General features: G+C 38.8%; 20 protein-coding genes. 14 read left to right on the top strand and 6 right to left on the bottom strand.

Going from position 1 to position 14,440, the window contains the following annotated elements; genetic code table 11:
* Positions 1–107: 107 nt before the first annotated feature.
* The 4 genes from C8K15_RS02360 to C8K15_RS02345 form a co-directional block, all read right to left on the bottom strand.
* A complete protein-coding gene (locus tag C8K15_RS02360) occupies positions 108–1,229 on the bottom strand; it encodes a DUF2812 domain-containing protein (protein WP_108584831.1) in 1,122 nt (373 codons plus the stop codon).
* The gene (locus C8K15_RS02355; protein ID WP_108584830.1) at positions 1,226–1,555 is read right to left on the bottom strand and encodes a PadR family transcriptional regulator; all 330 of its coding nucleotides are present in this window, start codon (positions 1,553–1,555) and stop codon (positions 1,226–1,228) included. Before C8K15_RS02355 ends, C8K15_RS02360 begins: the two co-directional genes overlap by 4 nt.
* Positions 1,556–1,945: 390 nt before the next feature.
* The gene (locus C8K15_RS02350) at positions 1,946–2,242 is read right to left on the bottom strand and encodes a DUF3817 domain-containing protein (RefSeq protein ID WP_108584828.1); all 297 of its coding nucleotides are present in this window, start codon (positions 2,240–2,242) and stop codon (positions 1,946–1,948) included.
* Positions 2,243–2,365: 123 nt separating this feature from the next.
* Positions 2,366–3,232, bottom strand: coding sequence for an AraC family transcriptional regulator (locus C8K15_RS02345; RefSeq protein WP_108584827.1), 867 nt, complete (start codon positions 3,230–3,232; stop codon positions 2,366–2,368).
* A gap of 221 nt (positions 3,233–3,453) precedes the next feature.
* On the opposite strand from C8K15_RS02345, the gene C8K15_RS02340 reads away from it, so the two are divergent.
* The 10 genes from C8K15_RS02340 to C8K15_RS02295 all read left to right on the top strand — a co-directional run bounded on the left by C8K15_RS02340 (position 3,454) and on the right by C8K15_RS02295 (position 9,419).
* Positions 3,454–3,816 carry a CHY zinc finger protein gene (locus C8K15_RS02340; RefSeq protein ID WP_233260357.1) on the top strand — a complete coding sequence of 121 codons (363 nt, stop codon included), beginning with the start codon at positions 3,454–3,456 and terminating at the stop codon, positions 3,814–3,816.
* A 259-nt stretch (positions 3,817–4,075) separates the two neighbouring features.
* Positions 4,076–4,627: a biotin transporter BioY gene (locus C8K15_RS02335; protein WP_108584824.1), complete on the top strand. Its 552-nt coding sequence runs from the start codon at positions 4,076–4,078 to the stop codon at positions 4,625–4,627.
* Positions 4,628–4,671: 44 nt separating this feature from the next.
* Positions 4,672–6,138, top strand: a complete 1,467-nt coding sequence (locus C8K15_RS02330) for an AMP-binding protein (protein ID WP_108584822.1) — start codon at positions 4,672–4,674, stop codon at positions 6,136–6,138.
* Positions 6,134–7,231 carry an acetyl-CoA C-acyltransferase gene (locus tag C8K15_RS02325; protein ID WP_108585052.1) on the top strand — a complete coding sequence of 366 codons (1,098 nt, stop codon included), beginning with the start codon at positions 6,134–6,136 and terminating at the stop codon, positions 7,229–7,231. Before C8K15_RS02330 ends, C8K15_RS02325 begins: the two co-directional genes overlap by 5 nt.
* Positions 7,228–7,623 (top strand): FAS1-like dehydratase domain-containing protein, encoded by a 396-nt coding sequence (locus tag C8K15_RS02320; protein ID WP_108584821.1) that lies wholly within the window; start codon positions 7,228–7,230, stop codon positions 7,621–7,623. The genes C8K15_RS02325 and C8K15_RS02320 overlap by 4 nt, the downstream gene beginning before the upstream one ends.
* Entirely contained in the window at positions 7,620–7,961 is a 342-nt protein-coding gene (locus C8K15_RS02315) for a MaoC/PaaZ C-terminal domain-containing protein (RefSeq protein WP_108584819.1), read from the top strand. The genes C8K15_RS02320 and C8K15_RS02315 overlap by 4 nt, the downstream gene beginning before the upstream one ends.
* Positions 7,962–8,168: 207 nt before the next feature.
* On the top strand, positions 8,169–8,387 hold the full coding sequence (locus C8K15_RS02310; protein WP_108584818.1) for a DUF1659 domain-containing protein: 219 nt from the start codon (positions 8,169–8,171) through the stop codon (positions 8,385–8,387).
* A 20-nt stretch (positions 8,388–8,407) separates the two neighbouring features.
* On the top strand, positions 8,408–8,617 hold the full coding sequence (locus C8K15_RS02305; RefSeq protein ID WP_108584816.1) for a DUF2922 domain-containing protein: 210 nt from the start codon (positions 8,408–8,410) through the stop codon (positions 8,615–8,617).
* 55 nt (positions 8,618–8,672) lie between these two features.
* Positions 8,673–9,140: a hypothetical protein gene (locus tag C8K15_RS02300; protein WP_146173632.1), complete on the top strand. Its 468-nt coding sequence runs from the start codon at positions 8,673–8,675 to the stop codon at positions 9,138–9,140.
* A 150-nt stretch (positions 9,141–9,290) separates the two neighbouring features.
* Positions 9,291–9,419, top strand: a complete 129-nt coding sequence (locus C8K15_RS02295) for a YvrJ family protein (protein ID WP_081697192.1) — start codon at positions 9,291–9,293, stop codon at positions 9,417–9,419.
* Between the two features lie 48 nt (positions 9,420–9,467).
* On the opposite strand, the gene C8K15_RS02290 is transcribed toward C8K15_RS02295, so the two are convergent.
* On the bottom strand, positions 9,468–10,133 hold the full coding sequence (locus C8K15_RS02290) for a GNAT family N-acetyltransferase (RefSeq protein ID WP_108584813.1): 666 nt from the start codon (positions 10,131–10,133) through the stop codon (positions 9,468–9,470).
* Between the two features lie 220 nt (positions 10,134–10,353).
* On the opposite strand from C8K15_RS02290, the gene C8K15_RS02285 reads away from it, so the two are divergent.
* Entirely contained in the window at positions 10,354–11,085 is a 732-nt protein-coding gene (locus C8K15_RS02285; RefSeq protein ID WP_108584812.1) for a BsuPI-related putative proteinase inhibitor, read from the top strand.
* A 111-nt stretch (positions 11,086–11,196) separates the two neighbouring features.
* Here the strand turns inward: C8K15_RS02285 and C8K15_RS02280 are convergent, their stop codons facing one another.
* Positions 11,197–11,460 (bottom strand): YqhV family protein, encoded by a 264-nt coding sequence (locus C8K15_RS02280; RefSeq protein ID WP_108584810.1) that lies wholly within the window; start codon positions 11,458–11,460, stop codon positions 11,197–11,199.
* 543 nt (positions 11,461–12,003) lie between these two features.
* Here C8K15_RS02280 and C8K15_RS02275 point away from each other — a divergent pair.
* The 3 genes from C8K15_RS02275 (at position 12,004) to C8K15_RS02265 (ending at position 14,227) form a co-directional block, all read left to right on the top strand.
* Positions 12,004–12,780 (top strand): transporter substrate-binding domain-containing protein, encoded by a 777-nt coding sequence (locus C8K15_RS02275; RefSeq protein ID WP_108584808.1) that lies wholly within the window; start codon positions 12,004–12,006, stop codon positions 12,778–12,780.
* Positions 12,781–12,852: 72 nt separating this feature from the next.
* Entirely contained in the window at positions 12,853–13,518 is a 666-nt protein-coding gene (locus C8K15_RS02270; RefSeq protein WP_108584806.1) for an amino acid ABC transporter permease, read from the top strand.
* On the top strand, positions 13,505–14,227 hold the full coding sequence (locus C8K15_RS02265; protein ID WP_108584805.1) for an amino acid ABC transporter ATP-binding protein: 723 nt from the start codon (positions 13,505–13,507) through the stop codon (positions 14,225–14,227). Before C8K15_RS02270 ends, C8K15_RS02265 begins: the two co-directional genes overlap by 14 nt.
* The last annotated feature ends 213 nt before the right edge of the window (positions 14,228–14,440 follow it).

The raw sequence follows: 14,440 nt of genomic DNA, 5'->3' as shown, positions 1-14,440 counted from the left end.
ATGGACGAAGGAATATGGTCATGAAATAGGTGGTTTTGGTTTCATAAAATGCAGATAAAAAAACCATTCCTAATTTTCAATTCAAACTAGGAATGGCTTTTATTAGATTATTTTAACTTCCTCATTCTTATTGCAAATTTCAACGTTTTGAGAATGATTAATAATGGTGAGAGCAGCGAAAGAATTAATATCACCACAATAAACTTATCGAATAATCCCCAACCATATTCTTGTTGAAAGTTTAATTTTAAATATAAAATATAAGCAATAAATGCAAATGTATAAACGACAATCCCTATACTAGATAGCGTAGCCTTTCGAACTTGAGATTTCTGCTCTTTAGAGTCATACGGAAATCTCGGTATCTCTTCTCCCTTAGCATACTCTTGCGCCCATAAAGAGTATTTCGTAAACGAATAAGGTGATTTGTACTTCAGTTGCCAACCTGCACTTTTATGAATACCAGCATATGATGGCGTTGTTTTTATTTGAAAATCTAATACATAGGATACCTGTTTCGGAACACCTTTTTCAAAAATGAATCTGGTAGCTGGATTCCCGACTCGGATCAAATGATTGCCTTCGGCAGCCATCTCCGATAACCACTTTTCCAACTTGTCTGGCTCATACATCCAGCCAAATTTCCACTTCGTAAATGTTTTTCCTGAAGCTTCATTATCATCTACAGCTGAATTGAAGTATTTCCGTTCAAACGCCTTTAACTTAATTGTAATAATAATAGCAAGGGACAACACTAATAGGATCAGCAAGAAATAAAAGCCCGTTATCCACCAATAAGGGCTCGGTTCAACAGAATTGATATCTGTTAATAAGGTCCATATCAACATGAGCATCATTAAGAATGGCATTACACAAAACATTGCAAGTCCAGCCAATGCATAGAATTGAATCCTGTTCCTCTTCAGAAGTCCTTCACGTGAAGGGTATATAGTAATTTCTTTACTTTCGTTTTTCAAAAATCTCCAATTGCCTGTCGAGTGTACATCTACCCAGTTTGATTCCGTCATAATTTTAGACAAGGTTTTTCTGGATTTATCGTAAACAACTTGAAATTGAACATCTTCAGCAGGACCTTGTTCAAAGGTAAACATTCGAGTGATTCGATTGACGCTAATCAATCGATTGCCTTGTGCTGAGAGTTTCGATAACCAGGGCTCCGTCTTCTCTGTATCATAACTCCACAACGGTCTCCACTTCTTTGTTGTCATTTGAATTCCCCCTCATACATCAAAGCATTCACATGCAATTCTTTTAATCGAGTTATCTCATGGCGCATTAACTCTTTTCCTACATCTGTAATTTCATAAATTGTTTTTCTCTTTTCATCTGCATAGACCGTTATGATTTCATCACGCTGCATCTTCGTCAATGTACCGTAAATCGTTCCCGATCCAAGAACTAACCGTCCAACCGTTAATTCTTCTACATGTTTAATAATGCCGTAACCATGGCGAGGGATAGTTAGAGACAATAAAATATAAAATGCCGTCTCCGTCATTGGAATATATTTTTTTGATATTTTTTCAATTTTCATCTGTGTCACCACTCACTATTTTTTTACTATGTCACAACATGACTATATCACGTCGTGATATATACAGTCAATTGGTATTCAGAATATTTAACGAACAACATAATAGACACACAACCCCCCCTCAATATCTTCTAATATTCTGGGGAGGTTATTCATATGCACTTAAATTGATAATAACCAAGGTATGAATAGATCAATAAGGATCTGCTTCGTGTCTCTCTTTTTGTGCTTTATCTGTTGCCTTATCTGCTTTGTAACTGCCTGTGTGATTCTTTTCTTCGTTCATCATGACTTTTTTCGAAAAAGGATGAAATGTTCCATTCAGTAGTAGAAACTTGTGAGATGATATATACAAAAAAAACACCCATAGGAAAAGAAATCCTAAGGTGTTCAGACGGTTTTTAATTTTTTTAGTTTGCGATCGAACAGAATATTCCCAAATGGGATGAAAGCGACTATGACTGCAATGACACTATACAAAAACGGCCATCTTACGATAAAAGTCATATAGGCAATGAATAAACAATAACTTACAAATAAAAATCCATGAATCGAACCAACGACTCTCACTGCTTCCGGAAATCCAAAGAAATATTTTAATGGCATGGCCAAGAATAATAAGATTAAAAGTGAACTACCTTCCAATAATCCCATGAAACGAAACCGTTTTAGTGGTATTTCAGACATTATAACCCCTCCTGATCTCTACCTTTTTATTATAGAGAGCCAAAGGGTAAGGTGTACAGACATACCGTCTTGTACAAGTGATTTTATTGATAGAGTCTTCAAAGATTTGTCACAGTTAGCTTTCTACTTATTGACGATAGGAATCCAAATCTCTGAATAATAATCGGCCTTAGTGGCATCGTCATGCGTATAGACTTCCATTTCAGCCGATCCACTTGGACGATATGAACTTGAAGGGAACCATTCACTGTAGATTTTTTCCCACATCGATTGTATTGCTTCAGGCATTGGACCTACTACCTCAAAAATCGCATAAGTCGCAGCTGGAATTTCCAAACGTTCATAGCGCTCAGATACTTCGTCTCCTTCATAGGCAGTGGCAATCCAATACTCCATGGTACTTGTAGAAGAATCCATCATACGACAGACTCCAAGCATTCCATTCACTTCGCCATTGTTCATCGATTCCAATTCGTCATTCACACCGTTTTGATGTACCTCTTCCCACATTTTTGGAATCTCACGCGTATTTTCTCCATTTTCAAACGAGAAAGTTCTTTTAACACCAATAATTTGTAATGCTTGTTTTTCATCAATTCGTACCTTCATAGGTAACGCCCCTTTCAATTGTACAGAGATGACCAAACGATTATAGGTAGTGAACCCTTTTTGTGAAGTGCGTGCTTCCGAAGGCGACATGCCATGCTGCCGCTTGAACGCCTTCGCAAAAGCTTCCGGTGTCTCATACCCGAATTTCAATGCGACTTCAATCACACGCACGTTCGTCAATGCAAGTTCTTGTGCAGCCAAAGTCAATCGCCTGCGACGTACATATTCCATCACACTCATGTCCGTCAGAACCAGAAAAATCCGTTGAAAATGAAATACAGATACGTTGGCTTCCGCTGCGGCATCCTCCATTTTGAAAGGAGATTCCAAATGATTCTCCAGGTAATCAATCGATCGTTGCAATGCATCTATCCAGTTCATCCCATCACCTCGTAAATCTACTTTACATCTATTTCGACACTGAATCCTGTCTTTTCCTGCTCGTTGCAGACAGATGGACGAGTTTCGCCATGATGAGCGGACGCTCAGTCTGACTTTTTGGCGTTGACGTCTGAAAAATAGCGGTTCACGTCTGACTTTTGAACGTTGACGTCTGAAAACCCTATTTAGGTGGTGTGACACATTGTTAAAATTATGGTTAAATGACATCAACACCGTTAAAAGGAGATTACCCAATGCTCATTCATGGACACCTCGTAAAAGGAAACGATACCGATCAAGAAACTCGTTGCTTTCATTATCATACTGAAATCGATCGTATTGCGATCAAGTTTTATTGTTGCGATACGTATTTTCCTTGCTTCTCTTGTCATGAAGAATTAGGCTGCAGCTCTCCACAAGTTTGGCCAATTGCTCAATTTCATCAAAAGGCAGTTTTATGCGGTTTTTGTGGAACTGAACTTACTGTAAATGAATATTTATCTTGTAATTCTTCATGTCCTTCTTGTCAGAGTTCATTTAATCCAGCCTGCAGCAATCATAAGCATTTATATTTTGAAGTTTAATAGGAACACAACTAGCTTTTAGTAACGTCACTTTAACTTTGAATTTCATACACTTTTATTTCACACCAATTTGAGAGACCTTCCGTAAGTTGACTAACATATGGGAGGTCCTTTCTTTCATATATGTAGATCTTCTCATCATGTTAAACTTTCTTTTATCTCGTTTGTGTTAACTTAAATAATATTTATGTTGACACAAAACATTAGAGGCACTTACACTAAGTGTTGACTAACCGAGACATATAATTGGAGGCATCACATGAATATTCGTGAAATGACACAAGTTGCATTATTTGCAGCAATTATGGGGGCATTAGGTTTAATTCCCCCTATATTTCTATCGTTTACACCAGTTCCAATCACACTCCAGACCCTTGGCATACTTCTCGCCGGCGGAATTTTAGGGGCTCGTTTAGGTGCAATGAGTCAAATCGTCTTCCTACTACTTGTTGCTACAGGACTCCCACTTTTGTCAGGAGGAAGAGGCGGACTAGGTGTATTTGTAGGCCCAAGTGGAGGATTCTTGTTAGCGTACCCATTAGCTGCATTCTTCATTGGTTATTTCCTTTCCCGTTTCAAGAAATTAAGCTTCCGAAATATTTTTATCACAAACTTGGTTGTAAGCATTGTCGTTCTTTACACGGTTGGTATACCGGTACAGGCTTACGTTATGAATATCGATTTATTGCTTGCTGCTAAAATGTCTCTTGTTTATTTGCCTGGAGATACATTAAAAGCAATTTTAGCTTCTTTGATTGTTTTGAAACTCCAGAATTATCCTGTCTTCACTAGACCAGTAGTTGTTAAATAATGGACAAAAGAATGCCGTCCTTTTTCTAAAAAAGGAGAATTGCCGTGACGACGATTACAAGCACTTATAAAATTCAAGCAATGTTGAATCCTGATAAAATTGCGATTCAGACAACATCCCATGCGATTAGTAACATAGAGTGGCATAAGATTGTTTGTAGGACGGCAAATTGGCTGGACTCGATTACCGATTCAAATAAAACAGTTGGTATTTTCATGCCTAGCAGTGTCGCTTTTCTACAACTATTTACAGGGGCGGCTATGTCGGGGTGTGTAGCTGCAACGTTTGATGCCAAATGGAAAACCGCTGAACTTGATCGACGTTTAGCGGTTTCTTCCCCGTCTGTTTTAATTACAACTCAAAAATTGGCCAAACGTCTGAGTAACATGGATTTAAACATCATCATTTGGGAAGATGCTCAAAGACAAATCCAAGAAAATGATTCTTCATGGAACAAAGAAATTGATGGAGAAACGCCCTTTTATATGGGCTTCACATCGGGCTCAACTGGTGTTCCGAAAGCTTTTATTCGCTCCCATAATTCATGGGTTGCTAGTTTTTCATGTACCCTCAATGACTTTCACGTGGACGAAACGGATTATGTAATTATTCCAGGTGCTCTTATTCATTCTCATTTTCTTTATGGTGCGGTGAGTTCCTTGTATTTGGGTGGGACGATTTATTTAATGGAAGATTTTTCAGCTGTTCGAGTATTGGATTATATTGAAACCTTCCCTGTTACGGTTTTATATGTCGTACCAACGATGATCGAAGCAATGCTTTCCGAAAAAAGGCTTGTTAACAAACCGCTGAAGATTATATCATCTGGAGCGAAGTGGGAAGAAAGTTCAAAGCGAAAAATCCGCGAACAATTCCTTTATTTATCGATGTTTGAGTTTTACGGTGCAAGCGAACTAAGTTATGTAACGGTCTTAAGTGATGAGGAAAATAAAATACATCCTGGGTCGGTAGGTAAACCTTGCCATAATGTAGAAATTGAAATTAGAAATGACAATATAAAGGCTATCGAAACTGGACAAATCGGGAAAATATTTGTCAGAAGTTCCATGGTTTTTTTGGGTTACATTCATCCACATTCAAGAGATATTCAATCCATACACGATAAAAACGGTTGGGTGACCGTGGATGACATGGGATATATGGATGACTTGGGTTTTCTACACATAGTTGGCAGAGAAAAGAATATGATTTTATTCGGTGCGGTTAATATTTTCCCTGAAGAAATCGAAACGGTTTTGATGGCTCACCCGGAGGTAGAGGAAGTTGCAGTCTTGGGTGTAAGCGATCCGTACTGGGGACAAATACCGATAGCCGTTATTAAAGGAAATGCTCCCAAAAAGGAGTTAAAAAAACTTTGCCGCGTAAATTTATCTGTTTATAAACAACCGCGTAAATGGTATTTCGTTGACATGTTGCCACACACGACAAGCGGAAAAATTGCACGAGTACAAACCCGACAGTTAATTGAAAACGAGGTGGAAAGGAATTAAGAGAGCAGTTATTGTACAAGCGAAACGGACACCAATCGGGAAAAAAGACGGCATGTTTGGAAGTGTTGAGCCTCATGATCTCGCAGCTCCCCTTCTTCGACATCTGGCATTGGGAATTGAAAATGAACTTAATGAAGTTATTTTAGGAAATGTTGTAGGACCTGGAGGAAATATAGCCCGTTTGTCCGCACTCCAAGCAGGACTTCCTTTATCAGTAACAGGGATTACGATTGACAGACAATGCAGCTCGGGTCTCGAAGCAATTCGCACAGCTTGTCATTATATTCAAGGCGGGGCAGGAATTTGTTATATCGCAGGAGGGGTAGAAAGTACAAGCACTTCCCCCTACCCTAAGAGAGCTCGATTTTCTCCTGACCACATAGGTGATCCTGATATGGGCGTAGCCGCAGAAAATGTGGCTCAAAAATATAAGATTACTAAAAAAATGCAGAATGACTATGCACTTTTAAGCTATAAACGAAGTTGGGCAGCTTATCGAGAAGGTTTATACAATCAAGAAATCATTCAATTCAACGGTGTAAATACTGATGAGGGATTTCATAAAGAACGGAATATGGAAACTTTGTTAAACCGTGCGAAACCACTTTTCGTAAAAGAGCACGGTACGGTTACAGCTGCAAATAGCTGTGGTATTCACGATGGGGCTGCAGCAGTTGTAGTTATGGAAGAAGAAGTTGCCAACGAACTCAACTTGAAACCCGTTCTGCGTTTTATTGATAGTGAAGTTAGCGGAATACACCCAGATTATCCTGGAATCTCCCCTGTTCCTGCAATAAAGAATCTGTTACTCCGCAATAGTTTAACGATTAAGGATATCGACCTTTTTGAAATAAACGAAGCATTCGCTTCAAAAATGGTAGCCTGCGCACGAGAACTTTCAATTCCCTACGAAAAACTAAATATATCCGGCGGTGCTTTGACAACAGGGCATCCTTACGGGGCATCTGGTGCAATTCTAGTTACCCGGCTATTTTACGAAGCACAAAGAAGAAAAAGCGCGACCTATGTACTTGCTTCTGTTGGGAGTGCAGGCGGGCTAGGTGTTGCGGTATTATTTGAGGTGATTAAATGAAAACGAAAGAAACTTCATTCATTTTTCATAAAGAACAAGTACAAAAATATATCCGAATCCTAGGTGACTCTAATCCCATATATGAAAGTGAAGAGTCTGCGCGGAAATTCGGTTTACAAACGATTCCGATTCCCCCAGCAATGCCAATGACTGTTTATCAGTCATTCGAAATTCCGTGGTTGATGAAACCTCCGGTTATTCATAGGAAGCAACAGTGTATTAACCATCAGCAAATGTTTATCAACGAAACTTATACGGGAGTTATTTCACTTACAGATGTGGTTGTGCGTAAAAAGTATACATTCAGTAAGCAAACGCTTCTCTTATATGATACGACCGGAAATCTTTGTTTTAGTGGCATTTCACATATAGTGTCAGGTGAAATTTTATGAAAGAACTTCAATTTTTTATAACAGAACAAGAAGTTAAAAGATACGCTGAATTGTCAGGCGATCATAATCCGATCCATTTGGATGAAAATTATGCGAAAAAGTATGGTTTTTCTGGTAAAGTCGTTCACGGAATGCTGACTACTGCAAAAGTGTGGAGTGTCTTATCAAACGGACTGTTAACATCGACCAATTTCCCAAAAGAATATGAACTTGCGTTTTTATCGCCTGTCTACGTTGGAGAGTTAGTCACTTTACACATTGAACATGAAACAAATGGATTTAAAGTTGAGGGAATGTGCGAAGGAAAGATGGTTGTCAAAGGATATATTATGGTGTGAACTCTTTTCGAAAGCACGTTCAATCACCCGAATCATTCAGTCGTTCCATTGATTCAGCAGTAAATAGCTCATTTGGAATCTCATTTAGTTGAGTGTATCCAAATGAGTTATTTTTATTTTAAAATACATCTTCTTAAAAATAGTTTCTTATCTTGTCTCCTTTTTTCCACGTCCTTTCTATATAAGCAATGAAAGGAGGTGGTAAACATGGCAATCATCGACTTTAAGCAAGCCGTGGTTCGTTTGACGTTTGATGCAGGTTTGACACTTGATGGTAAGGTGATCAAGAAATCTTCAACGTACCGAAACGTGAAGCAAAGCGCAACTGGTGATCAATTGTGGGAGATCGTAAATATTTTGTCTGGATTCTCTTCCCGACCAATACTTGCTGCTGAAAAGCTTGAAACTGGAAACATCCAAAACTAATTAGAAAGGGGAAATAACCAATGGCAAAAGTATTAGAAATGCTGTTTGATACAGCTCAAGGTAAAAAGTACACAATTTCTGTTGATGAGCCTCGCGCGGACTTAACTGCTGCTGAAGTTAACAATGGCATGCAAGCATTACTCGCAAGCAACACGTTCTTCGTAGATGGTGCGAATCTTGTCTCTGCTTACCAATCTCGTATTGTTGAACGTACCGTAACTGAATTATAAGGAGAAAAGCGGAAAGCGCCACTCTAGCTCGACACTGGCACTGGAAAGGTTCCCTTTGCGACGAGTAACCGCAGGAGCATGGTTCCCTTTGCGACGAGTAACCGCAGGAGCAAGGTTCTCTTTGCGACGAGTAACCGCAGGAGCAAGGTTCCCTTTGCGACGAGTAACCGCAGGAGCAAGGTTCTCTTTGCGACGAGTAACCGCAGGAGCATGGTTCCCTTTGCGACGAGTAACCGCAGGAGCATGGTTCCCTTTGCGACGAGTAACCGCAGGAGCATGGTTCCCTTTGCGACGAGTAACCGCAGGAGCATGGTTCTCTTTGCGACGAGTAACCGCAGGAGCATGGTTCCCTTTGCGACGAGTAACCGCAGGAGCATGGTTCCCTTTGCGACGAGTAACCGCAGGAGCATGGTTCCCTTTGCGACGAGTAACCGCAGGAGCAAGAAACGATGCGAAAGCCTACTTTCGCGTGGTTATGGAAGGAAGGCTATGTTCGCGACGTCCTGTCGCAACGCTTTCATGACCCAAACCCTGTGGACCCAAGCTGAGGTGCGAGCTGGCGCTTGGAGCTAGACAGGTACTTTAATCGTTAGTCGATACATTTTTATAATTTTTAAAATGGCTGCCACAAGTTACATTGTGCGCAGCCATTTTTGGAAAGGAGGAACCACTTATGAACGAATGGTTGACCGTAATCCAAGAAGTAGGATTTCCGATTTTCGTGTCATTCTATTTAATGCATCGCGTCGAAACAAAACTTCAAATGATTCACGAGGCCTTGATTTCGTTGAAGACCACATAACTGAAAGGACCTCTCCTCAGCGGGAAGGTCCTTTTCTTTGCACTTCCCTCAATCTATAAACGGATTTCTCCATTCCATCAACAACCCATAATTCAATGACTCTTCATCCTCCAAATAATTCGGTACCAACGCGACTGGTGTTCGACCGCATCGTAGTAAGAATGAAATGACCGGGTCTCGTAACTCTCCCGCCACGACTGCTTCCACATAACTCTCTGGCGAAAGTTCATCTGCATGCAGATGATATCCAGACATTCGTCCTCCCCCTAGCACACGGTCTAACCTATCCTCAACCACTCTCTCATACATTGACTGAATCAAAAGCTTTCCAAGATCCAACTTACGAAAAGCAGGCTTAACGCTAACATCGACAATATACAAAGTCTTACCTTCTGGCCGATGCGTACGAATATATCCTGAATCCGTTACTTCTTCCCATGTATGCAAGGGATTTTCCGAATCGAAATCCACCAATAACCCTGTTATTGACCCCACAAGCTCACCATCAATTTCTACACAAATAGCCCCTTTCGGATAGTGCTTCACATGACTCAACAGTTGTTCCCGATTCCACCACAACTCGGAAGGAAAAGGTGGCGGGAAACTTTCCCGTTGAATCTCAATCAAGCCATCAAAATCATCCACACCATAATTACGTACAATCGCTAAAACTGGCTTACCTTCCTGAAAAACATACTGAGATTTTGAATACATCGACTTTCCTCCCTCAATATCCTTATGCAATAAACCTACTATAAAACAGCAACGAACTAAATCCCAAATGCCACACCCTGCAAGAAGCGTCATCTTGATTTACATATAAAGCGGCTGAAGATGCAATTTCATCTCCATTTTCCATAATTTATTAAATTCAAGTGTAACTCTTCTCCACATTAAACGGTCTAATTGGTATAAATGAAGGGTGGTCTATAGGATGAAAAAGATTGTGAAAGTGCTATCGACAGCGGTTATCGCTATCGCTTTAGCAGGTTGTGGAACAGCGGCAAACACAACTGAAAATGAAGATGCCAACACAGGCTCTGAGAATGAAAATAATGGAATTGTAGCTGGCTCTATTGTTCCGGCGCTTACAAAAGAAGTGAATGGAAATCATCAATATATATTTCAACTTAAAAACGATAAAACAGAAGATGTTACCTTGTCGATGAATAGTTCAATGTTTTTCGATTATCAACTAATTGATAGTGAAGGAACGGTTGTTTATCAAGATTCAAAAAACAAGATGTATACACAAATGTTACAAGAAAAAACACTAAAACCCGGCGAAATCTTAGAGATGGAAATTGACGCAACAGAAGGTCTATCTAAATTACCAGCAGGAACTTATACGCTTAATGCATGGTCAACTGCCAATGAGGCAGAGGATTGGAAAGCATCTACGAAAGTGATATGGGACGGACCGGTAAATGATGATTCAAGCTCAACAAATGGTAAATTAAAAGTGGAGGAAGCTACTGTTACCTATGTAGGACTTCAGGATTTAAACTCAATTGAAGTGACAAATGAACAAAATGAACCGGAAGCCATGAGATTATCTGAAGTAGTAAAACCTGATTTTGAAGACTTAAAAGAAGGCACAAAAATCACTATTTCTTATGTCATCATCGACGGACAAAAAGTTATTCAATCTGTGACAAGTGAATAAGCTTACTGTAAAAATTGTATATTACATGTATAAAAATAAGGACCAATCAGTTATTTTAACTGAATTGGTCCTTTTTCTTATATTCATTGAGATATTGTATGACACACTCTTTCAATTGGATCTCAAACTAAACAGAATGAGCAAGATTCCACTAAAGAGACAAATCATTTTTGTTAATGGGATTTTATCAGCTAGGCCTACTAATCCGATTCCAGTTGTAAGGATTAATATACAAGGACCTACTAAGGCTAGTAACGTATTGATATAAAAAGCTTTTTCTAAATCATTAAATTTCAGCATTAATAACGCAGCTGTTACCTCGAGACTACCTCCAAAAAGTCGTAACACAATCATAAACAGAAGTGCCTTTTCAATATTAAAGACTTATATCATCCTCTACCATTTATTCGATATTTCTATGTAACTAAACCTTATATCCTTCTACCCCTATCCCCCTTTAGAGTGCTTCTTCCTAAAGTGTATGTCTAATCCCGTAATATCAGTAGTTATTCAACGCCATATTCATTGAACATTGAAAGATCGTTCTCTATTGAGAGTGTGTTTATGGAGAAGAAGAAGTGTCCGTCTCCAGGCGAATGGGTGGAAACATCACTTGAACGGTCTAAAATACTTTTGAATGGGCGAAAATGTTAAAAGAATGGGCAGAAACAATGAATGAATGATCGAAAACATCACTTGAATGGGCATAATATATTTGATCAATATATATTTGTCTTCACACCACTACATTAGTACAATAAAACTAATTCCATCAAACCTTTCATATGCATAAAAACTCAAAAGAATTCAGAAAATTACAACTTTTATTTTTTGTATAAAAATGCTTCACACCTTATAAAAATAGTGATACACTTCCCTTAACGCATAAACATACACTCTGGGGAGGAATTATACACAATGAAGAAATGGAATTTAATTGGATCTCTTGCATTAGCAACGATGTTACTTGCTGCATGTGGAGATAATAACGCACAAGACAAAGATACAGCAGATACTGGTGACAAAAAAGTGTTAGAAATGGCTACTTCGGCAGACTTCCCGCCATTTGAATCGAGAGACACTGCTGGTGAATTTGAAGGTTTTGATATTGATCTAGCCAACTACATTGCAGATGAATTAGGATACGAACTTAAAATTAATGATATGAAATTTGATGGTTTAATTGGCGCTTTGCAAAATGATCGAGTTGATATGGTTCTTTCCGGTATGTCCGCTACAGATAAACGTAAGGAGAACGTTGATTTCTCCACTGAATATAACCATTCTGGGGAAATGTTAATTACATTAAAAGATTCAAAGCTTAAATCAATTGAAGATTTAAAAGGTAAAACGATTGGCGTTCAACTTGGGACTATTCAAGAAGATGGTGCTAAAAAAATTAAGGCTGAAACCGTTGATATTGAAATCAAAGCTGTTGATAACGCAAACGTATTAATCCAAGAGTTACTGTCAAACCGCATTGATGCTGCTTATATGGATAAAGCTGTTGCAAAAGGATATATCGCTGAACAAGATTTAGAAGGATTTGATGATCCGACTACAAGTTCACCAGGAATGGGTATTGCATTCCCTAAAGGCAGTGATTTAGTAGAAAAGGTTAATGCTGTCTTGAAAGAAGCAGAAGAAAATGGAAAACTTCAAGAAATGAAAGACAAATGGTTAAGCGAAGAGTAAGAAGTCATAAGTTTCCGTTTATATGATTGAGAATACAAATTGATAGAAAAATATAGAAATGAGGTGTAAGGCATGAATTTAGACTTTAGTCAAATCACGCCTTATATTCCTTTTATGTTAGAAGGAATTTGGGTAACGTTAAAATTTGTTGCAGTTGCATTAATCGTAGGATTTATTTTAGGGACACTTTTGGCCTTATGTAAGATTAGTAATATAAAACCTTTAAATTGGTTTGCTATTGCCTATACTTCCATTTTTCGAGGGACACCATTAATTCTTCAGTTAATGACCTTCTATTTCGCCATCCCTCAACTGACCGGCTATGATATATCACCATTCCTATCAGCTGTTCTAGCTTTTGGTTTGAACTCTGCTGCCTACATTTCCGAAATTATTCGCGCTGGGATTCAAGCTGTGGATAAAGGGCAAACAGAAGCGGCCATGGCATTGGGTGTTCCTTATAGACAAATGATGAAAGACATCATTTTACCGCAAGCTTTAAAAAATATTCTACCATCACTAATGAATGAAGTGATTACACTAACAAAAGAGTCGGCACTTGTTTCAACCATCTCCGTGTTAGATCTAATGCGTCGTGCACAAGTGGTCGGTGCGGATATTTATCGAAATTTTGAACCATTGCTTTTCGTCGGTTTAATCTATTGGATTATGGTCTTTGGTCTTTCCACGATTGGTAAAGTGCTTGAAAGGAGGTTGAAGGTTAGTGATCAAAGTTGATAATCTCACCAAAAAATTTGGCAACAACGAAGTATTACGTAATATTTCTACAGAAATTGCCCAAGGTGAAGTCGTTTCTATCATTGGTCCTTCAGGCTCTGGAAAATCTACGTTTCTCCGTTGCATGAATATGTTGGAAACACCGACCTCTGGAAAAATAGTGTTTGATCAACAGGACTTAACCGATTCAAAAACACCCGTAAACAAAATGCGTCAACGTATAGGAATGGTATTTCAACATTTTCATCTGTTCCCTCACTTAACAGTACTTGAAAACTTAACATATGCGCCTTTGAAAGCGAAGGGTGTGAATAAACAAGTTGCTCAGGAAAAAGCTCGTGAATTGCTAAAAAGAGTTGGCTTATCAGAGAAAGAAGCAGCTTATCCAAATAGTTTATCTGGTGGCCAAAAGCAACGTGTCGCAATCGCTCGTGCGCTTGCGATGGAACCTGAACTCATGTTGTTTGACGAACCAACTTCAGCCCTAGATCCTGAGATGGTAAAAGAGGTTTTGGACGTCATGAAAGATCTCGCAAAATCCGGTATGACAATGGTCGTGGTAACCCACGAAATGGGCTTTGCTCGTGAAGTTGCAGACCGCATTCTGTTCCTCGATCACGGTGTTTTACTAGAAGAAGGCAACCCAGTTGAATTTTTTAGCCAACCTAAAACAGCTAGAGCCAAAGACTTCCTTGATAAAATATTATAACTTCACAAAATAAGATTTCATTGAATAAAAGTAGGATGGGAGAAATGACGTTGTCACTTCCCCATTCTTCTTTTTTTTGATTACTCTTCCAAAACTTCTTTAAGGTACATCTAATATGAGAATTTCCCCATACTTATTTGGATATTTATGTTAAAATAATGAAAAGATTAACTCGGAAAATCAGGAGTTGCTAAGAGGTAGGTGTGGTTTTGA

Source organism: Paenisporosarcina sp. OV554 (genome assembly GCF_003058165.1).
Taxonomy (GTDB): Bacteria; Bacillota; Bacilli; order Bacillales_A; family Planococcaceae; genus Paenisporosarcina.
The sequence above is the reverse complement of the archived record's forward strand: the minus strand, read 5'-3'. Positions and strand labels throughout refer to the sequence as shown.